This window comes from Desertivirga arenae, from assembly GCF_017355785.1.
In the GTDB taxonomy this organism is placed as follows: Bacteria; Bacteroidota; Bacteroidia; order Sphingobacteriales; family Sphingobacteriaceae; genus Desertivirga; species Desertivirga arenae.
The window spans coordinates 1-19,784 of the sequence record NZ_JAFEWE010000017.1 but is presented as its reverse complement, the minus strand read 5'-3'; the positions used below and the strand labels follow the sequence as shown (position 1 = coordinate 19,784).

General features: G+C 39.6%; 32 protein-coding genes. 30 read left to right on the top strand and 2 right to left on the bottom strand.

What is annotated here, in order from left to right; all coding sequences use genetic code 11:
• The first annotated feature begins 160 nt into the window (after positions 1–160).
• Positions 161–2,041: a metallophosphoesterase family protein gene (locus J4N24_RS22610; RefSeq protein WP_207536021.1), complete on the top strand. Its 1,881-nt coding sequence runs from the start codon at positions 161–163 to the stop codon at positions 2,039–2,041.
• A 25-nt stretch (positions 2,042–2,066) separates the two neighbouring features.
• On the opposite strand, the gene J4N24_RS22605 is transcribed toward J4N24_RS22610, so the two are convergent.
• A complete protein-coding gene (locus tag J4N24_RS22605; RefSeq protein WP_207536020.1) occupies positions 2,067–3,134 on the bottom strand; it encodes a phosphatidylinositol-specific phospholipase C1-like protein in 1,068 nt (355 codons plus the stop codon).
• A gap of 49 nt (positions 3,135–3,183) precedes the next feature.
• Positions 3,184–3,918: a hypothetical protein gene (locus J4N24_RS22600; protein WP_207536019.1), complete on the bottom strand. Its 735-nt coding sequence runs from the start codon at positions 3,916–3,918 to the stop codon at positions 3,184–3,186.
• Between the two features lie 591 nt (positions 3,919–4,509).
• Between J4N24_RS22600 and rplC the strand changes: the two genes are divergently transcribed.
• From rplC to rplQ, 29 genes are all read left to right on the top strand, one after another.
• Entirely contained in the window at positions 4,510–5,127 is a 618-nt protein-coding gene (rplC, locus tag J4N24_RS22595) for a 50S ribosomal protein L3 (protein ID WP_207422251.1), read from the top strand.
• A gap of 1 nt (position 5,128) precedes the next feature.
• Positions 5,129–5,758 (top strand): 50S ribosomal protein L4, encoded by a 630-nt coding sequence (gene rplD / locus J4N24_RS22590; RefSeq protein WP_207536018.1) that lies wholly within the window; start codon positions 5,129–5,131, stop codon positions 5,756–5,758.
• A 1-nt stretch (position 5,759) separates the two neighbouring features.
• Positions 5,760–6,050 (top strand): 50S ribosomal protein L23, encoded by a 291-nt coding sequence (gene rplW / locus J4N24_RS22585; RefSeq protein ID WP_207422253.1) that lies wholly within the window; start codon positions 5,760–5,762, stop codon positions 6,048–6,050.
• A 6-nt stretch (positions 6,051–6,056) separates the two neighbouring features.
• Entirely contained in the window at positions 6,057–6,881 is an 825-nt protein-coding gene (gene rplB, locus J4N24_RS22580; RefSeq protein ID WP_207536017.1) for a 50S ribosomal protein L2, read from the top strand.
• Positions 6,881–7,147: a 30S ribosomal protein S19 gene (gene rpsS, locus J4N24_RS22575; protein WP_207422255.1), complete on the top strand. Its 267-nt coding sequence runs from the start codon at positions 6,881–6,883 to the stop codon at positions 7,145–7,147. Before rplB ends, rpsS begins: the two co-directional genes overlap by 1 nt.
• A 3-nt stretch (positions 7,148–7,150) precedes the next feature.
• A complete protein-coding gene (gene rplV / locus J4N24_RS22570) occupies positions 7,151–7,504 on the top strand; it encodes a 50S ribosomal protein L22 (RefSeq protein WP_207422256.1) in 354 nt (117 codons plus the stop codon).
• 10 nt (positions 7,505–7,514) lie between these two features.
• Entirely contained in the window at positions 7,515–8,381 is an 867-nt protein-coding gene (rpsC, locus tag J4N24_RS22565) for a 30S ribosomal protein S3 (protein WP_207422257.1), read from the top strand.
• Positions 8,382–8,423: 42 nt separating this feature from the next.
• A complete protein-coding gene (rplP, locus tag J4N24_RS22560) occupies positions 8,424–8,846 on the top strand; it encodes a 50S ribosomal protein L16 (RefSeq protein WP_207422258.1) in 423 nt (140 codons plus the stop codon).
• An 82-nt stretch (positions 8,847–8,928) separates the two neighbouring features.
• Positions 8,929–9,156 carry a 50S ribosomal protein L29 gene (rpmC, locus tag J4N24_RS22555; RefSeq protein ID WP_207422259.1) on the top strand — a complete coding sequence of 76 codons (228 nt, stop codon included), beginning with the start codon at positions 8,929–8,931 and terminating at the stop codon, positions 9,154–9,156.
• 14 nt (positions 9,157–9,170) lie between these two features.
• On the top strand, positions 9,171–9,425 hold the full coding sequence (gene rpsQ, locus J4N24_RS22550) for a 30S ribosomal protein S17 (RefSeq protein WP_207422260.1): 255 nt from the start codon (positions 9,171–9,173) through the stop codon (positions 9,423–9,425).
• Between the two features lies 1 nt (position 9,426).
• Positions 9,427–9,795 carry a 50S ribosomal protein L14 gene (gene rplN / locus J4N24_RS22545; RefSeq protein WP_207422261.1) on the top strand — a complete coding sequence of 123 codons (369 nt, stop codon included), beginning with the start codon at positions 9,427–9,429 and terminating at the stop codon, positions 9,793–9,795.
• A 1-nt stretch (position 9,796) separates the two neighbouring features.
• On the top strand, positions 9,797–10,138 hold the full coding sequence (rplX, locus tag J4N24_RS22540; RefSeq protein WP_207536016.1) for a 50S ribosomal protein L24: 342 nt from the start codon (positions 9,797–9,799) through the stop codon (positions 10,136–10,138).
• Positions 10,138–10,704: a 50S ribosomal protein L5 gene (gene rplE / locus J4N24_RS22535; RefSeq protein WP_207536015.1), complete on the top strand. Its 567-nt coding sequence runs from the start codon at positions 10,138–10,140 to the stop codon at positions 10,702–10,704. The genes rplX and rplE overlap by 1 nt, the downstream gene beginning before the upstream one ends.
• Positions 10,697–10,966, top strand: coding sequence for a 30S ribosomal protein S14 (gene rpsN, locus J4N24_RS22530; RefSeq protein ID WP_207536014.1), 270 nt, complete (start codon positions 10,697–10,699; stop codon positions 10,964–10,966). The genes rplE and rpsN overlap by 8 nt, the downstream gene beginning before the upstream one ends.
• Positions 10,967–11,197: 231 nt before the next feature.
• Positions 11,198–11,596, top strand: coding sequence for a 30S ribosomal protein S8 (gene rpsH / locus J4N24_RS22525; RefSeq protein ID WP_207536013.1), 399 nt, complete (start codon positions 11,198–11,200; stop codon positions 11,594–11,596).
• A 15-nt stretch (positions 11,597–11,611) separates the two neighbouring features.
• Entirely contained in the window at positions 11,612–12,169 is a 558-nt protein-coding gene (gene rplF, locus J4N24_RS22520) for a 50S ribosomal protein L6 (protein WP_207536012.1), read from the top strand.
• A gap of 5 nt (positions 12,170–12,174) precedes the next feature.
• Positions 12,175–12,528 carry a 50S ribosomal protein L18 gene (gene rplR, locus J4N24_RS22515; RefSeq protein ID WP_207536011.1) on the top strand — a complete coding sequence of 118 codons (354 nt, stop codon included), beginning with the start codon at positions 12,175–12,177 and terminating at the stop codon, positions 12,526–12,528.
• Positions 12,529–12,615: 87 nt separating this feature from the next.
• Positions 12,616–13,134 carry a 30S ribosomal protein S5 gene (rpsE, locus tag J4N24_RS22510; protein ID WP_207422268.1) on the top strand — a complete coding sequence of 173 codons (519 nt, stop codon included), beginning with the start codon at positions 12,616–12,618 and terminating at the stop codon, positions 13,132–13,134.
• A gap of 4 nt (positions 13,135–13,138) precedes the next feature.
• Positions 13,139–13,318 (top strand): 50S ribosomal protein L30, encoded by a 180-nt coding sequence (gene rpmD / locus J4N24_RS22505; RefSeq protein WP_207536010.1) that lies wholly within the window; start codon positions 13,139–13,141, stop codon positions 13,316–13,318.
• 2 nt (positions 13,319–13,320) lie between these two features.
• Positions 13,321–13,767, top strand: a complete 447-nt coding sequence (gene rplO, locus J4N24_RS22500; protein ID WP_207536009.1) for a 50S ribosomal protein L15 — start codon at positions 13,321–13,323, stop codon at positions 13,765–13,767.
• Between the two features lie 7 nt (positions 13,768–13,774).
• Positions 13,775–15,109: a preprotein translocase subunit SecY gene (gene secY / locus J4N24_RS22495; RefSeq protein ID WP_207536008.1), complete on the top strand. Its 1,335-nt coding sequence runs from the start codon at positions 13,775–13,777 to the stop codon at positions 15,107–15,109.
• A gap of 2 nt (positions 15,110–15,111) precedes the next feature.
• A complete protein-coding gene (gene map, locus J4N24_RS22490; RefSeq protein WP_207536007.1) occupies positions 15,112–15,888 on the top strand; it encodes a type I methionyl aminopeptidase in 777 nt (258 codons plus the stop codon).
• 80 nt (positions 15,889–15,968) lie between these two features.
• Complete coding sequence (gene infA / locus J4N24_RS22485; RefSeq protein ID WP_021071231.1) at positions 15,969–16,187, top strand: translation initiation factor IF-1; 219 nt, start codon at positions 15,969–15,971, stop codon at positions 16,185–16,187.
• A gap of 1 nt (position 16,188) precedes the next feature.
• Entirely contained in the window at positions 16,189–16,305 is a 117-nt protein-coding gene (gene rpmJ / locus J4N24_RS22480; RefSeq protein ID WP_008506259.1) for a 50S ribosomal protein L36, read from the top strand.
• An 81-nt stretch (positions 16,306–16,386) separates the two neighbouring features.
• Positions 16,387–16,764 carry a 30S ribosomal protein S13 gene (gene rpsM / locus J4N24_RS22475; RefSeq protein WP_207422273.1) on the top strand — a complete coding sequence of 126 codons (378 nt, stop codon included), beginning with the start codon at positions 16,387–16,389 and terminating at the stop codon, positions 16,762–16,764.
• 13 nt (positions 16,765–16,777) lie between these two features.
• Positions 16,778–17,167: a 30S ribosomal protein S11 gene (gene rpsK, locus J4N24_RS22470; protein WP_207536006.1), complete on the top strand. Its 390-nt coding sequence runs from the start codon at positions 16,778–16,780 to the stop codon at positions 17,165–17,167.
• A 121-nt stretch (positions 17,168–17,288) separates the two neighbouring features.
• Positions 17,289–17,897, top strand: coding sequence for a 30S ribosomal protein S4 (gene rpsD, locus J4N24_RS22465; RefSeq protein ID WP_207536005.1), 609 nt, complete (start codon positions 17,289–17,291; stop codon positions 17,895–17,897).
• A 61-nt stretch (positions 17,898–17,958) separates the two neighbouring features.
• Positions 17,959–18,951 (top strand): DNA-directed RNA polymerase subunit alpha, encoded by a 993-nt coding sequence (locus J4N24_RS22460; RefSeq protein ID WP_207422276.1) that lies wholly within the window; start codon positions 17,959–17,961, stop codon positions 18,949–18,951.
• A 118-nt stretch (positions 18,952–19,069) separates the two neighbouring features.
• Complete coding sequence (gene rplQ, locus J4N24_RS22455; RefSeq protein ID WP_207536004.1) at positions 19,070–19,597, top strand: 50S ribosomal protein L17; 528 nt, start codon at positions 19,070–19,072, stop codon at positions 19,595–19,597.
• Positions 19,598–19,784 lie beyond the last annotated feature (187 nt).

The window sequence follows — 19,784 nt, the reverse complement described above, 5'->3', positions numbered from 1 at the left end:
TTCTGTAAGTAGAGGCGAAGAAACGCTATTAAGATAGCCTGAACTTTATTTTCAAATTATCTTTTAGTTAAGTCTCCTTTGCAAAGAGGGCGCTGTTTCCATTTTTACCCATTTTAGCTTCTTTAACCTTAGCTTAATATTTTTTGCGAACTTTTGCGAGATGAATAAATGGCTTTTATTTCTTTTAGTATTCCAAACCGGATTTACCGGACATGTATACAGCCAAACTAAAGGCACAGGAACAGAGGTTGCCTTTATTTCAGATGTACATTTTGCAGATCTCTACGGTAAACTTTCTGGTACAACTTTTAAAGGGCCGAAAAATCCCAAAGATGGGCGGAACACACTCCTGCGTACAATGCAGTCGCAACTAGGGTCTACCCGTATTTTTAATGAGAATTATTTTGCATTTATCGCTGCCCTTGACGACGTTGCTAAAAGGGGAGTGCGTTTAGTGGCTTTTCCGGGCGACTATTCCGACGATGGTCAGGCAGTTCATCTAAGAGGATTGCAGCGGATCTTGCAGGAGTACAGACAGAAGTACGGAATGCAGTTCTTCATCACTACTGGCAATCACGATCCTGTTGGTCCCTTCCTTAAAGAAGCCGGAAAAAAAGATTTCCTGGGTGCTAAAGGTATGTCTCAACCTGTTTTTAGTAAGCCGGGCCTTTATAGCCCTACAACTCCACATGAACATCCAACAGCCATTTCTGCGGATATTGCTGAGTTGGGTTACGAGGGCATCATGGATCATCTTTCTGAATTTGGTTTTTTTGCACAGCCTCAGTACAAGTACTGGACAACTCCCTTCAGCTCTTTTTCGCCAGACAACTATAATTATCAAAAAGCAAGAGAGGCCTCGCTGTTGAGTAACCGCATGTATGAAGTTGCTCCAGGTGATACCATACCAGATGCTACCTATCTTGTTGAACCAGTAGAAGGCTTATGGTTACTTGCAATTGACGGCAATGTTTATCTGCCTCGTCATGATGGCAAGACTAAAGCTTTTTCAAATGCAGAAGCTGGATATAATAACGTTATCACACATAAACGGCATCTTCTTACATGGGTTAAAAGGATATCAGAAATGGCCAGGCAAAGAGGTAAAACACTTATTGCTTTTAGTCACTACCCCATGGTTGATTATAACGACAACGCTTCCCCTGAAATTGCTAAACTGATGGGGCCAGACAAATGGCAGTTAAAAAGGATGCCCCTGCCGGATGTTGCTCGCGAATTTATTAATGCAGGCATAAATATTCACTTCGGCGGCCACATGCATATTAATGATACAGGTGTTTTCTCCGATGATAAAGGAAATACTCTGGTAAATATTCAGACACCCTCACTCGCAGCCTATATCCCAGCGTATAAATTACTTAAGCTAAAAGGAGAGGGTAAAGCCGAAATAGAAACAATCACGATAGATAAGGTAAAAAGTTTCGACAAACTTTTTGCACTGTACCATATGGAATATGAATTCTTGTCCGGGAAGTCAGATGCTGCAATTTGGGATAAAAAGATATTGAAGAGTAAAACTTATAAGGAGTTTACAAGATATCATCTCGAAGAGCTGGTTCGCCTGCGTTTCCTGCCTCAGGACTGGCCCGAATATCTGAGGGAGTTTTTGTCAAAAAGCTCAGGCCAGGATTTGCTACTATTATTAAGCGAGTCCTCAGATTCTTCAAAAGTAAACCAGGTTAGGTACAAGCAGGATCTGATGAACAGGCTTGAAGCAAGCAAGCTTAAATTCGCTGAATTTTCCAAGTGGAATGGTATGGACTTGATAAATGACTTTTACCGGTTAAGAAGCGCCGACCAACTGGCGCTTAAAGACATTAATCCACATCGGCTACAGCAGTATCAATTCCTTGCGAACCTCTGTTTAGATCTAAACGAAAGGAAGTCTATCACTGACCAAAAGGAAAAGGGCCTCATCTTGTTCTTCAGTATATTTAATAAGTTCCTGAAAGATTCGCCGGCAAATCATTTTACGGTTGATCTGATTACCGGCGATATAAGAGAACTACCGTCAAAATAGTCTATTCCTATTATGGAGAGCAGTACTATTTCAGGGAAGAGTTTACAGGGTTGGGACGAACATAGGTCCCATCCTCAAATTTAACCTGATAGGTAGATGGAAAAAAAGTACTGGGCTTATAGTAATCCGTCGTAATGATTTGAGCACCGGAATTTTCGGCCATATGAAAATGAGTATAATCGTTTTTTCTAGCCTCACGGGTATCTGCGTCAGCCCTCGTCCGAACAATATACCCCTTCTTAACCAGTTCAGGTATACTTGTATCCTCAGGGTTGTTTCTTAAAAGTGCTGCAGCTTCAGGTGTACCTGGTTCTGCATTTACAAATAGTACCCTGCCTTTTAAAGATGGATGTCCTTTAATATACATCTCCCTGTTTTTCCCGGTATTATCCAAAATGAACATAAATTTTCCTCTGGCCTGCTTCATCTCCGGCCAGTTTCCTGCAAGAACAGCAGCCTCAAGGGTCTTGTAATCGCCGCGCACCATGTCAGGGGTGATTAGATGATCTGCTCCAAGATGTTTTCTAATTGTTGCGTCCAGATCGTCGAACAATTTTTCTGTGAAGGGTTCGGGACTCGTTCCTAAGTGGTTCTTTTCGCCGTCTTTGGGCTCTAGCGTAATAAATACCGGTACATGACCCGGATTAGCTAGCGACCAGTCGTGCAACTGCTTAAGACAAATTTCGAAAGTTGGAGCAGAACTTCGAAAATCTATATCCGGAATATGAAGCACTTTAAATCCTGGTTTCTTCATCAGTCCTTCCGGGTCAAAGGCTTGTTCAGGCGCCACCATTTCAAGTCCCTTTGGTTTAGCATACTTTCCTCCTTTGGGGTCAGGGTAAACATCAATCTCCAGATTTCTTAAACCCATCGTAAGCTGTTCCGGAATCCCAATGTGTTCATACTGCAGCCCATTCAGTCTCTTCGTACTGTCGCGCTCCATAAGATAGTTCAAAAGTGCAGGTTCGATTGCCTTTTTATAACTGTTATGAGAACCAATAATCTGCACCTGATTCAATTTTTCCTGCGCAATTGAATCAGAAAGCGAGGTAAAAGAACTCAGGATTAATAACGCGCCGTATACCTTATTCATTGATCTTAATTTCTGTATTTAATTTTCGCTCAAAGGTATTTTGACAATGTTAAGCAGAAGTTATATCTGAAATAACAAGTTCTTCCATCGCCACTTTACTTTGATCTTTAAGGCTGCTTGCCCAAATGCATTTGAAGCCAGACGACGCGGCACCTGTATAAACTTTGTTTTTTTCAGTAGGATGCAGGATCAGAAACACTAATGCATATTGGTAATCAGTGGGCAAATCAAAATCCAGTGAACATGAACCCTTATTAACCTGGAGACTATAGACCTCGGAATACTTTACACTACTTGCAGACCGTATGTTTGTCCTATCTATAAAGATGCATAGCACACCGTATAAATAACCATCCGGAAACTTCCTGTTGAAATTAGGTGATTGGCTCCATTCCAGTTTAACTGTTAAGACATCGCCGCTGGAATTAATGTTAAATAATGGAGAGGCCAGACGGTTTAATTTGTATTCTTCGTACACATCGATGTTTATAAATATGGAAGGGTCCAGACAGGAACCTCCTTTATATCCTGCTCGCGTAAGGGATAAGAGTCTGGGCCAGTAATTACGAGGTTTGGTATTGTAGAAATAAGGCAGAAGCTCCTTTCTTATCAGGGAAGCATCAATATTAGATAAACCCTGTTCCTCACTGCTCTTTTTCATTTTATCATTCAGGCTCACCTCGGTATAGGTACCTCTTTTGGCGCGCTGGTGTTCTCCATAAGTGTTACTTTTAACAGTGGTAAGTTCTTCTTTTTTCTTTTTAAGTTTTCTGTTTTTTTTCATGACAAGAAAAGGTTTAATAGTATCTTTATAAGGTTATCATCTAAGGTAATTCTTCCTCCAGTTAATTCCAATTAAATTTCAGCGACCTTATAGCGACCTTTTAGCGATGTTATAGCGACCTTATAGCGATATTTCTTCTGGGATCATTGGTATATGCTTCGTACCTGATTCGTAACTGAGGGCAGACAGATTCGGGGCAGAGGGCCGAAGGGAAGCCTGGACCTTGCCGGGCCTCCGAATACTTTCCAAACAAATCCCGAACTTGTTCCTGCCCTTTTCCAACCCAGTCTCCTTTTCTTTCCCTATTTGGTAATAATCCTTTCAGGAGAATGGCATTTTGTACCCAGTTCCGCCTTTATATTGACTTCTTTTACCTCTCCCTATCCTGTGCCAATTGTTGGATAAAGTTTACCTGAGCCTCCAACCTGCTAATACCGAACAACTAAACTTATTCTTTAAAAAATAAAAAAATAACTCCCTCACTATTTGATAATTAAAGTTTTGTCTCTATCTTTGCCGACCCATTTAGGGGGTACTATGCCTTGAGCGAAGCCCTACTGCTTCGATGGGCGAAAAAAGAAACAAAAGAAAATGTCAGGAATTATTGGTAAAAAAGTAGGAATGACCAGCATTTTCGACGCCGAAGGAAAAAACATTCCTTGTACGGTGATCGAGGCTGGCCCTTGCGTTGTAACGCAGATTCGTACCGCCGAGAAGGACGGGTACGAAGCGGTTCAGTTGGCTTTCGATGAGAAGAAAGAAAAAAACACGACTCAACCATTAAAAGGCCATTTCGCTAAAGCAGGAACAACTCCTAAGCGCAAGCTTGTTGAGTTTAAGACCTTCGAAGACGAAAAGACTTTAGGTGACACTGTTACCGTTGAAATTTTTGCTGAAGGCGACTTCGTTGATGTAGTTGGTACTTCAAAAGGTAAAGGTTTCCAGGGTGTTGTTAAGCGTCACGGTTTTGGTGGTGTGGGTGGTCAAACTCACGGTCAGCACAACAGAATGCGTGCTCCAGGTTCATTAGGAGCTTCTTCATGGCCTTCACGTGTATTCAAAGGAATGCGCATGGCGGGTCGTACAGGTGGTGCTCGTGTTAAAGTTCAGAATCTTCAGATCCTGAAAGTTTACGCTGAGCAGAATTTATTAGTTGTTAGCGGTTCCATTCCGGGAGCAAAAGGTTCTTACGTAATCGTTGATAAATAAGATGGAAGTTAATGTAGTAAACATTTCAGGTAAAGAAACAGGTGCCAAGGTGCAACTTCCTGAAGCGATTTTCGGTGTAGAGCCAAACGATCACGCAATCTACTTAGATGTTAAGCAATACCTTGCGAATCAACGTCAGGGTACACACAAAGCTAAGCAGCGTAACGAAATTGCAGGATCAACCCGCAAACTATACAAACAAAAAGGTACTGGTGGTGCCCGTGCTGGTAACATTAAATCACCTTTATTCAATGGTGGTGGTCGTGTTTTCGGTCCTCAGCCACGTGACTATAGCTTTAAACTGAACAAAAAGTTAAAGCAATTAGCTCGTAAATCAGCCCTTTCTTACAAAGCACAAGATAACAACATTGTAGTTTTAGAAGATTTCTCTTTCGATGCGATCAAAACTAAAAGCTACGCTAAGTTAATTGCTGACTTAAATGTTGCTGGCGAAAAGACTTTGTTAGTATTACCGGCTGCTAATAACAATGTGTACTTATCAAGCAGAAACATCAAAAAAGCAAAAGTTATCACTGCTGACCAATTAAACACTTACGATGTGTTGAACGCTGGCAAACTTTTGTTAACTACTGATTCTGTTAAAAAATTAGAGGAGGCACTGGCCAAGTAATATGGAAATTTTAAAGAAACCTATTTTAACAGAAAAAGCATCGATTCTAACTGAGAAGCTGAATCGTTATGCATTTAAAGTAGATCACAGAGCCAACAAATTGCAAATTAAAACAGCAATTGAACAAATGTATGGTGTTAACATCGCAGCTGTAAACACTATCGTGGTATCTGGAAAGACAAAAAGCCGTTACACAAAAGCAGGAAACGTATCTGGTAAAACAGCCAAATACAAAAAAGCGATCGTAACGCTTAAAGATGGTGAAACTATAGACTTTTACGGCACTATATAATTAGACATGGCAGTTAGAAGATTTAAACCAGTTACCCCTGGAACTCGTTTCCGCGTTGGAGGCGATTACTCAGATGTTACTACAAACGTTCCTGAAAAATCGTTAGTAGTTGCTATTAAGAAGTCAGGTGGTAGAAATAACACTGGTAAAATGACTATGCGTTATCTCGGTGGGGGACATAAAAAGTCATACCGATTGATTGATTTTAAACGCGATAAACACAATATCCCCGCAACAGTTGCCACAATTGAGTACGATCCTAACCGTACAGCCCGTATAGCATTGCTACATTACGCTGATGGTGAGAAGCGTTACATTATTGCTCCTGAAGGACTAACAGTTGGACAAACTGTAGTTTCTGGTGAAGCATCAGCTCCTGAAGTTGGAAATGCACTTCCGTTAAAGAATATCCCTTTGGGTTCAATCATTCACAACATTGAATTGAATCCTGGTCAAGGTGCTTCAATTGCACGTAGTGCTGGTACTTATGCACAGCTTTCTGCTCGTGACGGTAAGTACGCTATTATTAAATTGCCTTCTGGCGAAACCCGCATGATCCTTGCAACTTGTCTTGCAACTATCGGATCAGTATCTAATGCTGAAAAAGCAAATGAAGTATTAGGTAAAGCTGGACGTAAACGTTGGTTAGGTTATCGCCCTCGCGTTCGTGGTGTTGCCATGAACCCGGTAGATCACCCAATGGGTGGTGGTGAAGGAAGAGCTTCCGGAGGTCACCCACGTTCAAGAAAAGGTTTATTGTCTAAAGGTTACAAAACCCGTAACAAGAAGAAAGCTTCTAGTCGTTACATTATCGAAGGGAGGAAAAAATAATGGCACGTTCAATTAAAAAAGGCCCTTATATCGACCACAACTTGTTGAAAAAAGTTGATGTTCTTAACGAAAGCAGTAAAAAGACTGTGATCAAAACTTGGTCTCGTCGTTCTATGATCTCTCCGGATTTCGTAGGTCACACATTTGCTGTTCATAACGGAAATAAATTTATTCCAGTTTATGTAACTGAGAATATGGTTGGTCACAAGCTGGGAGAGTTTGCTCCAACGAGAACTTTTAGAGGTCACGCTGAAAAGAAAAAATAAGCCATGGAAGCAGTAGCAAAATTAAATAATTGCCCTACCTCACCTCGTAAAATGAGACTGGTTGTTGACCTGATCCGTGGCGAGCGTGTAGAAAAGGCACTTTATATCTTAAAGTATACAAATAAAGAAGCTGCACAAAGAGTTGAGAAACTTCTTTTGTCAGCAATAAAAAACTGGGAAGCGAAAAACGAAGGTCAACGTCCTGAAGAAAGCGAACTGTTTGTGAAAACAGTTATGGTTGATGGAGGTCGTCAGTTAAAAAGACTTAGACCAGCTCCTCAGGGTCGTGGATACAGAATTCGTAAACGTTCTAACCACGTAACATTGGTAGTTGACAGTAAAATCGCACAAAACTAATTTATAGGAAATGGGACAAAAAGCACATCCAATAGGTAACCGTTTAGGAATCATCAGAGGTTGGGATTCTAACTGGTTCGGTGGCAACAACTACTCCGATAAATTAGTTGAAGACGAAAAAATTCGTAAATACTTATCAGTACGTATCTCTAAAGGCGGTATCGCTAAATTAGTTATCGAGCGTACTCTTAAGCGTATTACTGTAACTATTCACACTGCACGTCCAGGTATCGTTATCGGTAAAGGCGGCCAGGAAGTTGATAAGATCAAAGAAGAGTTAAAGAAGCTTACTAAAAAGGATGTTCAAATTAACATCTTCGAGATCAAACGTCCTGAGCTTGATGCTCAATTAGTAGGAGAAAGCGTTGCAAAACAGTTAGAAGCTAGAATTTCTTTCCGTCGTGCAATGAAAACTGCTATCGCATCAACCATGCGTATGGGTGCAGAAGGTATCAAAGTAATGTGTTCTGGTCGTTTAGGTGGTGCCGAGATGGCGCGTACTGAACAGTACAAAGAAGGCAGAATTCCTCTTCACACTTTCCGTGCAGATATTGATTATGCTTTAGCTGAAGCATTAACTACTTACGGTAAGATCGGTATCAAGGTATGGATCTGTAAAGGTGAAGTATACGGTAAACGTGATCTTTCTCCAAACATCGGTCAAACTTCTAACACTCGCGGAAGAAACGAAGGTGCTTCAAACTTCGGCGGAAATGAAAGAGGTGGAAATGACAGACGCGGTGGAGACAGAAGAGGTGGAAACGATCGTGGAGGAAACCGTGGTGGAAATAACCGTGGTGGACAAGGTGGTCAAAACCGTGGAGGAGGCCAAAACCGTGGTGGAAACCAGGGTGGTGGTTTCAGAGGAAAGAAATAATTGAATTTTTAAAATCGTTTGACGATATAAAAAGATACTAAAATGTTACAGCCAAAAAGAACGAAGTTCAGAAAAATGCAGAAAGGCAGAATGAAGGGTCTTGCAACTCGTGGTGCAGAACTTTCTTTCGGATCTTTCGGTATTAAATCTCTTGAACCAGCCTGGATTACTAGTCGCCAGATCGAAGCTGCACGTATCGCTGTTACACGTTATATGAAACGTGAAGGACAAGTGTGGATTCGTATTTTCCCTGACAAACCCGTTACTAAGAAACCTGCTGAGGTACGTATGGGTAAAGGTAAGGGAGCTCCTGAATATTGGGTAGCTGTTGTACGCCCAGGTAGAATGATTTTTGAAGCTGAAGGTGTGCCTTTAGAGATTGCTAAAGAGGCATTACGTTTAGCCGCTCAGAAATTGCCGGTTCAAACAAAATTTGTAGTACGTAGAGATTACGTAGAAGCATAAAAAGGTTTTGAGTTGTGAGTTGTAAGTTTAAGTAATCACTTACTTACAACATACAACCTGCAACATAGAACAAGAAATTAAAATGAAACAGTCAGAAATTTTAGAGCTATCAACAGAAGAGATCGTTGCAAGGATTAACGAGGAAAAAGCAAGTTTAACTAAGTTAAAATTTGCTCATGCAGTTTCTGCAATCGAAAACCCTTCTCGCATCGCGAACATCAGAAAAGATATTGCTCGTTTAAACACAGAATTGACTAAGCGCAAAGCGGCTTCTGCTGCCGAGTTACAGTCCGCTTCTGAAACTGAATAATAGTAAAAGTCGACATGGAAAGACGATTAAGAAAAACCCGTATCGGGTTGGTAGTAAGCAACAAGATGGATAAGTCTATCGTTGTTTCTGTAGAAAGGAAAGTAAAGCACCCTATCTACGGTAAATTCGTAAAGAAAACTACTAAATTTATGGCTCATGACGAGGCTAACACTTGCGGTATTGGCGACACAGTGTTAATTATGGAGACTCGTCCGCTGAGTAAAACTAAGAACTGGAGATTAGTTGAAATTTTAGAGAGGGCTAAGTAACATGGTACAACAGGAATCAAGACTGAATGTTGCTGACAACAGCGGAGCTAAAGAAGTTTTAGTGATCCGTGTCCTAGGCGGTACTGCAAAAAGATATGCTTCTTTAGGTGACAAGATCGTTGTTACTGTAAAAAGTGCTATCCCTTCTGGTAACGTTAAAAAAGGTACTGTTTCTAAAGCAGTAGTTGTTAGAACTAAGAAAGAAGTAAGACGTAAAGACGGATCTTACATCCGCTTCGACGACAACGCAGCCGTATTGTTAAACAACCAGGACGAACCACGTGGTACACGTATCTTTGGCCCGGTAGCTCGTGAGTTGCGTGAAAAACAATTCATGAAAATTGTATCATTAGCACCGGAGGTATTGTAAAATGGGAAATATCAAAAATACACAAGCCAAGCTTAAAATCCGTAAGGGTGACTTAGTGCAAATCATTGCTGGTGACTCTAAAGGAAAACAAGGTAAGGTTATTGAAGTACTTGTTAAAGCTAACAGAGTAGTTGTAGAAGGTGCAAATCTTGTATCTCGTCATACTAAGCCTAACGCTGCTAACCCTAACGGTGGTATCGTTAAGAAAGAGGCGCCTATCCATATTTCTAATTTAGCAGTTGTAGACCCTACATCAGGAAAACCTACACGCGTTGGCAGAAAATTAAACAGCGAAGGTAAATTAGTTCGCGTAGCAAAAAAATCTGGGGAGGAAATTAAGTAATGGCTTACGTACCAAGATTAAAATCGAAATATAAAGAGGAAATTCGCACAGCGCTTAAGGATAAATTCCAGTATAAAAGCGTAATGCAGGTTCCTAAATTAGAGAAGATTGCTATCAACCAGGGTGTTGGTTCTGCAACTTCCGATAAAAAACAAATTGAGAATGCTTTGAACGAGTTGACTACAATTACTGGTCAGCAAGCTGTTCCTGCAAAATCAAAAAAGGATATCTCTAACTTCAAATTACGTAAAGGAATGCCGATCGGTGTTCGTGTAACTTTACGTGATAACAAAATGTATGAGTTCCTTGATCGTTTGATCGCAGTAGCTTTACCTCGTATCCGTGATTTCAAAGGTATCAACGATAAAGGTTTCGATGGAAATGGAAACTATACACTAGGTATCTCTGAGCAAATCATCTTCCCTGAGATCAATATCGACAAGATCAATAAGATCCAGGGTATGGATATCACCTTTGTAACTTCTGCAAAGAATGATGTTGAAGCGCTTGAGTTATTAAAGCAATTCGGATTACCATTTAAAAATCAAACAGTAAATAATGGCTAAAGAAGGTGTAAAAGCACGTGAGCTTAAACGTGCGAAATTAGTTGCCAAATATGCTGATAAAAGAGCTGCTCTTAAAGAAGCTGGTGACTTTGAAGCTTTAGATAAATTACCTAAAAATGCTTCTCCGGTACGTTTGCATAATCGTTGCAAGCTAACTGGTCGTCCTCGTGGATATATGCGTCAGTTTGGTATTTCACGTGTTACTTTCCGTGAAATGGCTCTTGCTGGTAAGATCCCGGGAGTAAAGAAAGCGAGCTGGTAATAACATACTAAGTCAAAAGTTAGAATAATAGCAAAAGACCTGTTCGGCAGGTGTTTTTGAATTTGAGTTTTAACTTTTGAATTTTTAGGAAAAAGGTTAATTAAAATTCAAAAATTATCAATTTGATAGTTTTTGAATTTTTTTTGTACCTTTGCGTTCCAATTTTAAATTTTAACCGATGGAAGGTCGTCCCTGTGACAGGGAAGGAAACCACCATCAAAAACAAGTATAATGAATACAGATCCAATAGCAGATTATCTTACAAGAGTAAGGAATGCCATCAAGGCCAACCATAGGGTTGTCGAAATTCCTGCATCAAACCTCAAAAAAGAAATCACAAAAGTTCTTTTTGACAAAGGTTACATCGCGAACTACAAGTTTGAAGATTCTAACATTCAAGGCACTATCAAGATCGCTTTGAAGTACCATCCGATCACTAAAGTTCCTGCTATTCGCACCATTACACGTGTGAGTAAGCCTGGTTTGAGAAAGTATGCAGGTGTTGAAAAAATGCCACGTGTTTTAAATGGTTTAGGTATCGCTATCCTATCTACTTCTAAAGGTGTTATGACTGACAAAGAAGCTAGAAACTTGAACATCGGTGGCGAAGTTTTATGTTACGTTTATTAATCAGGAGGATTAAAGATGTCAAGAATAGGAAAAGCGCCAATCGCAATCCCAGCTGGAGTTACAGTTACAGTTTCTGAACAGAACCTGGTTACTGTAAAAGGCCCAAAAGGAGAATTAACTCAGTTAGTTGATTCAGATATTACAATCGCTCAGGAAGAAGGAACAGTTGTAGTACAACGTCCGTCTGAACAAAAGCGACATAAAGCATTACATGGTTTGTACCGTGCTTTAATCTTTAACATGGTTAAAGGTGTAACAGAAGGTTACAAAGTAGAGCAGGAGTTAGTGGGTGTGGGTTACCGTGCCACAAATACTGGTAATACATTAGACCTTGTATTAGGTTATTCTCACCATTACGTATTTGAGTTACCAAAAGAAATTAAAGTAGCTACAACTGCAGAAAAAGGTAAGAACCCAACAATTATTTTAGAAAGTATCGACAAACAATTATTAGGACAGGTTGCTGCAAAGATCCGTTCTTTACGTGCGCCAGAGCCATATAAAGGTAAAGGTATCAAGTTTGTTGGTGAAGTGTTAAGAAGAAAAGCTGGTAAATCGGCATCTAAAAAGTAATCATCATGGCAGGAGTAAAATTATCTCGCAGAGAGCGAATTAAAAAAGGAATCAGAAAAAGATTAACCGGTTCTGCAGAGCGTCCACGTTTATCTGTTTATAGAAGTAACAAAGGAATTTACGCTCAGATTATTGATGATACAACCGGTAAAACTATCGTTTCATCTTCATCTTTATCAAAAGACTTTAGTGCAACTGGTAACAAATCAGAGCAATCTAAAGCTGTAGGTAAAGCAGTAGCTGAGAAAGCTGTTGCGGCTGGTATCAGTCAGGTAGTATTTGACAGAAATGGTTATTTATACCATGGACGTGTTAAATCATTGGCTGAAGGAGCTCGCGAAGGCGGTTTATTATTCTAAATACACCGATGACACCGATTATTAATGATTCCACCGAGTTATCTGTGTAATCCTCTTAAATCTGTGTAATCCCAACAAAAAAAAAAGATGTCAACAATAAATATTAAAAGAGTTAAATCAAGCGAGATTGAATTAAAAGATCGCTTAGTTAGCATCCAGCGTGTAGCGAAAGTTACCAAAGGAGGTCGTACTTTCTCTTTCTCAGCTATCGTAGTGGTGGGTGATGAGAACGGAGTAGTAGGTTACGGTCTTGGTAAAGCAAAAGAGGTAACCGAGGCAATTGCTAAAGGTATCGACGATGCTAAAAAGAATCTTGTGAAAGTTCCTGTAATAAACGGTACTGTTCCTCACGAGCAATATGGTAAGTTTTCAGGAGGTTTTGTTTTCATTAAACCTGCTGCAAACGGTACTGGAGTTATCGCCGGTGGTGCGATGCGTGCAGTATTGGAAAGTGCTGGTATCCACAACGTATTGGCAAAATCAAAAGGTTCATCTAACCCACACAACGTGGTTAAAGCAACAGTTTCTGCGCTTTCACAAATGCGTGATGCTTTCACTGTAGCTCAGCACCGCGGTGTTGATCTTAATAAAGTTTTTAACGGATAATACCATGGCGAAGATCAAAGTAACTCAAATTAAAAGCGTTATCGACAGAAGCGAGCGCCAAAAGAGAACTATGCAGGCTTTAGGTTTAGGTAAAATCAACAGGTCTGTTGAAGTTGAAGCTACCCCGGCTATTATCGGGATGGTAAGAGCAGTTAATCATTTAGTAGCAGTAGAAAGTATTTAATCATGAACTTAAGTAATTTAAAACCTGCAGAAGGTTCAACCAAAAATAAAAAGCGCATTGGTCGCGGTACTGGTTCTGGCCGTGGTGGTACTTCAACACGTGGTCATAAAGGAGCTGGTTCTCGTTCAGGAACTTCAACTAAAGTTGGTTTCGAAGGAGGTCAAATGCCTTTGCAACGTCGCTTACCTAAAGTTGGATTCAAGAATATCAACCGCGTTGAATACGTAGGTATTAATCTTGACGTACTACAAGGTTTAGCTGAAAAATTCAATTTATCTGCAATTAACTTCGATACTTTAAAAGAACACGGACTAATTTCTAAAAACGATTTAGTTAAAATTCTTGGAAGAGGCGAATTAAAAGCTAAATTAGATGTTACCGCCCATGCTTTTACAGCAACTGCTCAAAAAGCAATTGAATCAGCTGGTGGTGCAATCGTTAAATTGTAATTAATTAATGAAGAAGCTTTTCACTACTCTTTCAAATATCTGGAAGATAGAGGATTTAAGAGTGCGTATTTTAAACACACTCTTATTTCTTTTAATTTATCGTATAGGATCATTTATTACGTTGCCAGGTGTTAACCCTTTGGCGCTGGAAAGCCAGCAAAAAGCTGGTATACTTGGTCTGTTAAACATGTTTGCAGGTGGATCATTTTCACGTGCTTCTATTTTTGCGTTAGGGGTAATGCCATATATTTCTGCATCTATTGTTGTGCAGTTATTAGGTATTGCTATTCCGTATTTCCAGAAGATGCAGAAAGAAGGTGAGAGCGGTAGGAAAAAATTAAACCAGATCACTCGTTACCTTACTGTTGTGATCACGTTTGTTCAAGGTGCAGCTTATGCACGTACGCAGATTCCTGCTGAGGCGAAAGTATTAGGCGAGCCTTGGTTTACTGTTGCTACAATGGTTATTCTTACTGCAGGTACATTATTCGTGATGTGGTTGGGTGAGAAGATCACTGACAAGGGTATTGGAAATGGTGTTTCACTGGTAATCATGGTTGGTATTATTGCTCAGTTGCCTGCGGGACTTATTTCCGAATTCCAGTCAAGATTGGGTAACGGAGGAATTATCGCTTTCATCGTAGAGTTGATCGCTTTGTTCTTCATTGTAGTTTTTACAATCCTTATTGTACAAGGGGTACGAAAGATCCCTGTTCAGTACGCTAAAAAGATTGTAGGTAATAAACAATATGGAGGAGTACGTCAATATATTCCTTTAAAGGTCAATGCTGCGGGTGTTATGCCGATCATTTTTGCCCAAGCAATCATGTTTATCCCAGCTACAATAGGTCAGTTTTTTCCTAGTGCTCAAGGCTCATTTCTTACTTCTTTAAGCAATTATACTTCAGTAGCATATAATGTTACTTTCGCAATTCTGATCATTGCATTCACTTTCTTTTATACAGCCATTACCGTTAACCCGGTTCAGATGTCTGACGATATGAAGAAAAATGGTGGCTTTATTCCAGGTGTTAAACCAGGAGCTACTACTGGTGAATATATTGATGCTGTAATTTCGAAAATTACATTACCAGGAGCAGTGTTCCTAGCGATCATAGCCATTTTGCCTTCTATTGCTAACGTACTTGGTATCAACAGCCAGTTTGCTCACTTTTACGGTGGTACTTCTTTGCTGATCCTTGTAGGTGTAGTTTTAGATACACTGCAACAAGTGGAAAGTCATTTATTGATGCGCCACTACGATGGTTTAATGAAAACTGGAAGACTTAGAGGACGTACTCCAATCGCCTCTGGTACTGGCGCTGCCGGGTCTACCATCTAATTATGCCAAAAGTTTTATATAAGACTTCAGAAGAAATAGAACTAATAAGGAAGAGCTCCTTATTAGTTTCTAAAACTTTAGCTGAAGTAGCGAAGCTTATTAAGCCAGGAGTTAAAACTATTGAACTTAACAAGTTAGCTGAAACTTATATACGTGATAACGGGGGAGTTCCTGCTTTCCTTAACTACAACGGATTTCCTTATTCTCTTTGTATTTCTCCAAATGATCAGGTCGTTCATGGTTTTCCTGGCGAGTTTGAACTAAAGGAAGGAGATATCATCTCAGTAGATTGCGGTGTAATTCTTAATAAGTTCTTTGGTGATTCTGCTTATACATTCGCTGTAGGCGAAATTGGGGAGGAAACAAGGAAACTTCTAAACATTACTAAGGAATGTTTGGCTAAAGGCATCGAAAAAGCTGTGGTTGGCTTAAGAGTAGGGGATATCAGTTATGCTGTTCAGGAACATGCCGAAAAGCACGGTTACGGAGTGGTTAAAGAACTAGTTGGTCATGGAGTTGGATTTAAACTGCATGAGAAACCAGAAGTTCCAAATTATGGTAAACGTGGTTCGGGAATGAAACTGGAAGAAGGCATGGTGCTGGCAATAGAACCAATGATCAACGCGGGCAAAGCTGCGATTAAATTTTGGAAGGATGGCTGGACTGTTAGTACTAAGGATAATAAGCCTTCAGCTCACTTCGAGCATACGGTAGCAGTAAGGAAAGGCAGTGCGGATGTGCTATCAACCTTTGAGTATATAGAAGAAGTTTTAAGATAAAAAAAATTATTATTTAAATTTTTTTGTTTAATTTTGCGCTCCCGAATTAGCGGGCCTAATTAAATAGAAATCAATAAAATATGGCTAAACAAGCCTCTATTGAGCAAGACGGAATCATTAAGGAAGCATTATCTAATGCGATGTTTCGTGTAGAGTTGGAAAACGGTCACGAGATTATTGCACATATTTCAGGTAAGATGCGTATGCACTATATCAAAATTTTGCCTGGGGATAAAGTTAAACTGGAAATGTCTCCTTATGATTTAACAAAAGGCAGAATAACTTATAGATATAAATAAGATGAAGGTTAGAGCATCAATTAAAAAGCGTAGTGCGGATTGCAAAATTATCCGTCGTAAGGGTAAGCTTTATGTTATCAACAAAAAGAACCCTAAGTACAAACAACGCCAGGGATAAAATTAATTGAAGGAGTGTATGGAAAGATTTCACCAGATCGGAACATTCATGAATTCAGTCATTCAATCATTTAAATAAAATATGGCTAGGATAGCAGGTATTGATTTACCAAGAAACAAAAGAGGAGAGATCGGACTTACTTACATTTTCGGTATCGGCAGAGCTACGGCTCAAAGGATCTTAGATCAGGCTGGTATTGACCGTAATGTGAAAGTACAAGAGTGGACCGATGATCAGTTAGCAGCAATCCGTACAATCATTAATGACGAAATTAAGGTTGAGGGTGCTTTACGTTCTGAAGTTCAATTAAACATTAAGCGTTTAATGGATATCGGATGTTACCGTGGATTACGTCACCGTAAAGGTTTACCAGTTCGTGGTCAGAGAACCAAGAACAATTCACGTACACGTAAAGGAAAACGTAAAACAGTTGCTAACAAGAAAAAGGCTACTAAATAATACCAGATAAGTAATGGCTAAGACTAAAAAAGTAACCAAAAAGCGTATTGTAGTTGTTGAACCAGTTGGTCAGGCACACATTAACGCTACTTTCAATAATATCATTGTTACTCTTACCAACAGTCAGGGACAGGCTATTTCATGGTCTTCTGCAGGTAAAATGGGTTTCAAAGGATCTAAGAAGAACACTCCTTATGCAGCATCTCAAGCCGCTTCAGACTGCGGTAAAGTTGCTTACGATCTAGGTTTGCGTAAGGTTGAGGTGTTTGTAAAAGGTCCAGGTTCCGGACGTGAGTCTGCAATCCGTACACTTCAAACTGCAGGTATTGAAGTAACAACGATCAAAGATATTACTCCGCTTCCTCACAACGGATGTCGTCCTCCAAAAAGGAGAAGAGTATAATTGTTATTAGCGTTGCTAATAGCATCAGGCTTAAAGCTTAAGCTTACAGTCGAAAAAGAAATTAATTGTTAAAGCTAAGATTCGGTAGCTATAGGCTATCAGATACTTTAAAGAAAATACAATGGCAAGATATACTGGCCCAAAAAGCAAAATCGCCCGTAAATTCAGAGAACCGATCTTTGGTCCTGATAAAGCATTAGAAAGAAAGAACTATCCTCCGGGCATGCACGGTGCTTCAAAGCGTCGTGGTAAACAATCTGAATACGCTATCCAGCTTCAGGAAAAACAAAAAGTTAAATATACTTATGGAGTTTTAGAGCGTCAGTTCGAAAACTTATTCCATACTGCTTCTTCTAAAGAAGGTATTACTGGTGAAAACCTTTTAAAATTATTAGAAGCTCGTTTAGATAATACAGTTTATCGTTTAGGAATTGCTCCTACTCGTTCAGCTGCTCGCCAATTAGTAGGTCACAAGCACATTACTGTAAATGGCGAAGTTGTAAATATTCCTTCTTACTCTCTACGTGCAGGTGATGTAGTAGCTGTTAGAGAGCGTTCTCAATCTCTTGAGACGATTTCTAATTCTGTTGCCGGAAGAAGAATCAATAAACATACTTGGTTAGAGTGGGATGCAAACAGTTTAACTGGTAAATTCTTAAGCTATCCTAACCGCGATGAGATTCCTGAAAATATCAAGGAAAACCTTATCGTTGAGTTATACTCTAAATAACATATTTAAGCTGCCCCTTCCGGGGCGGCTATTACAGTTTAAAAACATTAACTGAATATAAATGGCAATATTAGCATTCCAAAAGCCTGATAAAGTTATCATGCAGAAATCTACGGATTTCGACGGTACATTTGAGTTTCGTCCGTTGGAACCAGGTTTCGGTGTTACCATCGGTAATGCTTTACGTCGTATTTTATTGTCTTCACTTGAGGGCTTTGCAATCACTTCGGTTCGTATTTCAGGTGTTTCTCACGAATTTTCTACTATCAAAGGTGTTGTAGAAGACGTTACTGAGATCATTTTGAGTTTGAAGCAGGTTCGTTTTCAAAAGACTGGCGAGTCAGGCGATTCTGAAAAAATATTCGTAATCATTAACGGTCAGGAGCAGTTTAAGGCTGGAGATATCACAAAATTCTCTAATAATTTTACTGTATTAAACCCTGATCTTGTGCTTTGTAACATGGAGCCTTCTGTAACTTTAGAAGTAGAGTTAACAGTGAACAAGGGTCGTGGTTACATTGCCGCTGAAGAAAATAAAAATGCTGACGCTCCTGTAGGTGTAATTGCTATTGATTCAATTTACACACCTATAAAGAATGTTAAGTACACTATTGAAAACTATCGTGTAGAACAAAAAACTGACTATGAAAAGTTAGTTCTTGACATTTCTACTGACGGTTCTATTCATCCTGAGGATGCTTTGAAAGAAGCTGCTAAGATCCTTATTCACCACTTCTTGTTATTCTCTGACGAGAATATCATGTTAGAGGCTCAGGCTAAGGAAGAAACTAAGGAGGTTGATGAGGAGATCTTGCATATGCGTAAGATCCTTAAGACTGAACTAGTTGATCTTGATCTTTCTGTTCGTGCATTAAATTGCTTGAAAGCAGCAGATATTCGCACTTTAGCTGATCTTGTTTCTTATGACGTTGCTGATATGTTGAAATTCAGAAACTTCGGTAAGAAATCATTGACAGAGATTCAGGATTTGGTTAAATCAAAAGGTCTTTCTTTTGGTATGAACCTTTCTAAATACAAACTTGACGAAGAATAAACTATTCTTCGTTAGGATTACAGTAAATAAATACTCTCTGAGAAGAGATATACTTATAAGCGACATGTTTGTAATTCCCTCATATGAGACGGTATAGGCATGTAAAACGAAAACAAAAATGAGACACGGAAAGAAAGTTAATCACTTAGGTCGGACCGACAGCCATAGAAAGGCAATGTTGGCTAACATGGCCTCTTCGCTTATTGAACACAAGCGTATTACTACAACATTAGCTAAAGCAAGAGCTTTACGTACTTATGTTGAGCCTTTAATCACCAAAGCAAAAAACGATACTACTCACTCTCGTCGTACAGTGTTTAGCTACCTTCAGAATAAAGAAGTTGTTGCTGAATTGTTCCGCGAAATTGCAGAGAAAGTAGCAAATCGTCCGGGTGGTTATACTCGTATCATCAAGTTACCTAATCGTCCTGGTGATAATGCAGAGATGGCTTTAATTGAGCTTGTGGATTATAATACTGTTTATACTAAAGAAGCTCCTGCTGCTACTGAGAAGAAAGCTACTCGTCGTCGTGGTGGTTCAGGTAAAGCTAAAGCTGCTGCACCTGCTGCAGAAAGCGCTGCTACTGAAGCTCCGGCTACAGAAGCACCAGCTGCTGACGCTTCTTCAACGGAAGAAACAGCATAGTCTCTTTAAGACAAGTAATTTCAAAGCCCTGTGAGTTATCACAGGGCTTTTTTGTTTTTATGTCTCGTCCTGAAAAAAGTTGACTAATACAAAGTCAACATATGAGTTATCAGGTAATTAAACAAAAAAGAGAAAGCTCGTCGAAAAAGTACAGCGAAGTATTTAAGCGGATGGTTGTTGAGGAATT

Bases quoted from the DNA above. Each gene is read 5' to 3' on its own strand.
- J4N24_RS22605 (WP_207536020.1), bottom strand. From the start codon at position 3,134: ATGAATAAGGTATACGGCGCGTTATTAATCCTGAGTTCTTTTACCTCG.
- rplN (WP_207422261.1), top strand. From the start codon at position 9,427: ATGGTACAACAGGAATCAAGACTGAATGTTGCTGACAACAGCGGAGCT.
- rpsK (WP_207536006.1), top strand. From the start codon at position 16,778: ATGGCTAAGACTAAAAAAGTAACCAAAAAGCGTATTGTAGTTGTTGAA.
- rpsQ (WP_207422260.1), top strand. From the start codon at position 9,171: ATGGAAAGACGATTAAGAAAAACCCGTATCGGGTTGGTAGTAAGCAAC.
- rpmJ (WP_008506259.1), top strand. From the start codon at position 16,189: ATGAAGGTTAGAGCATCAATTAAAAAGCGTAGTGCGGATTGCAAAATT.
- J4N24_RS22460 (WP_207422276.1), top strand. From the start codon at position 17,959: ATGGCAATATTAGCATTCCAAAAGCCTGATAAAGTTATCATGCAGAAA.
- infA (WP_021071231.1), top strand. From the start codon at position 15,969: ATGGCTAAACAAGCCTCTATTGAGCAAGACGGAATCATTAAGGAAGCA.
- rplV (WP_207422256.1), top strand. From the start codon at position 7,151: ATGGAAGCAGTAGCAAAATTAAATAATTGCCCTACCTCACCTCGTAAA.
- rplB (WP_207536017.1), top strand. From the start codon at position 6,057: ATGGCAGTTAGAAGATTTAAACCAGTTACCCCTGGAACTCGTTTCCGC.
- rplP (WP_207422258.1), top strand. From the start codon at position 8,424: ATGTTACAGCCAAAAAGAACGAAGTTCAGAAAAATGCAGAAAGGCAGA.
- rplQ (WP_207536004.1), top strand. From the start codon at position 19,070: ATGAGACACGGAAAGAAAGTTAATCACTTAGGTCGGACCGACAGCCAT.
- rpsM (WP_207422273.1), top strand. From the start codon at position 16,387: ATGGCTAGGATAGCAGGTATTGATTTACCAAGAAACAAAAGAGGAGAG.
- rplO (WP_207536009.1), top strand. From the start codon at position 13,321: ATGAACTTAAGTAATTTAAAACCTGCAGAAGGTTCAACCAAAAATAAA.
- rpsD (WP_207536005.1), top strand. From the start codon at position 17,289: ATGGCAAGATATACTGGCCCAAAAAGCAAAATCGCCCGTAAATTCAGA.
- rplW (WP_207422253.1), top strand. From the start codon at position 5,760: ATGGAAATTTTAAAGAAACCTATTTTAACAGAAAAAGCATCGATTCTA.
- rplR (WP_207536011.1), top strand. From the start codon at position 12,175: ATGGCAGGAGTAAAATTATCTCGCAGAGAGCGAATTAAAAAAGGAATC.
- rplD (WP_207536018.1), top strand. From the start codon at position 5,129: ATGGAAGTTAATGTAGTAAACATTTCAGGTAAAGAAACAGGTGCCAAG.
- rplC (WP_207422251.1), top strand. From the start codon at position 4,510: ATGTCAGGAATTATTGGTAAAAAAGTAGGAATGACCAGCATTTTCGAC.
- map (WP_207536007.1), top strand. From the start codon at position 15,112: ATGCCAAAAGTTTTATATAAGACTTCAGAAGAAATAGAACTAATAAGG.
- J4N24_RS22610 (WP_207536021.1), top strand. From the start codon at position 161: ATGAATAAATGGCTTTTATTTCTTTTAGTATTCCAAACCGGATTTACC.
- rpsC (WP_207422257.1), top strand. From the start codon at position 7,515: ATGGGACAAAAAGCACATCCAATAGGTAACCGTTTAGGAATCATCAGA.
- rpmC (WP_207422259.1), top strand. From the start codon at position 8,929: ATGAAACAGTCAGAAATTTTAGAGCTATCAACAGAAGAGATCGTTGCA.
- rpmD (WP_207536010.1), top strand. From the start codon at position 13,139: ATGGCGAAGATCAAAGTAACTCAAATTAAAAGCGTTATCGACAGAAGC.
- rplF (WP_207536012.1), top strand. From the start codon at position 11,612: ATGTCAAGAATAGGAAAAGCGCCAATCGCAATCCCAGCTGGAGTTACA.
- rplE (WP_207536015.1), top strand. From the start codon at position 10,138: ATGGCTTACGTACCAAGATTAAAATCGAAATATAAAGAGGAAATTCGC.
- secY (WP_207536008.1), top strand. From the start codon at position 13,775: ATGAAGAAGCTTTTCACTACTCTTTCAAATATCTGGAAGATAGAGGAT.
- rpsE (WP_207422268.1), top strand. From the start codon at position 12,616: ATGTCAACAATAAATATTAAAAGAGTTAAATCAAGCGAGATTGAATTA.
- rplX (WP_207536016.1), top strand. From the start codon at position 9,797: ATGGGAAATATCAAAAATACACAAGCCAAGCTTAAAATCCGTAAGGGT.
- rpsS (WP_207422255.1), top strand. From the start codon at position 6,881: ATGGCACGTTCAATTAAAAAAGGCCCTTATATCGACCACAACTTGTTG.
- rpsN (WP_207536014.1), top strand. From the start codon at position 10,697: ATGGCTAAAGAAGGTGTAAAAGCACGTGAGCTTAAACGTGCGAAATTA.
- rpsH (WP_207536013.1), top strand. From the start codon at position 11,198: ATGAATACAGATCCAATAGCAGATTATCTTACAAGAGTAAGGAATGCC.
- J4N24_RS22600 (WP_207536019.1), bottom strand. From the start codon at position 3,918: ATGAAAAAAAACAGAAAACTTAAAAAGAAAAAAGAAGAACTTACCACT.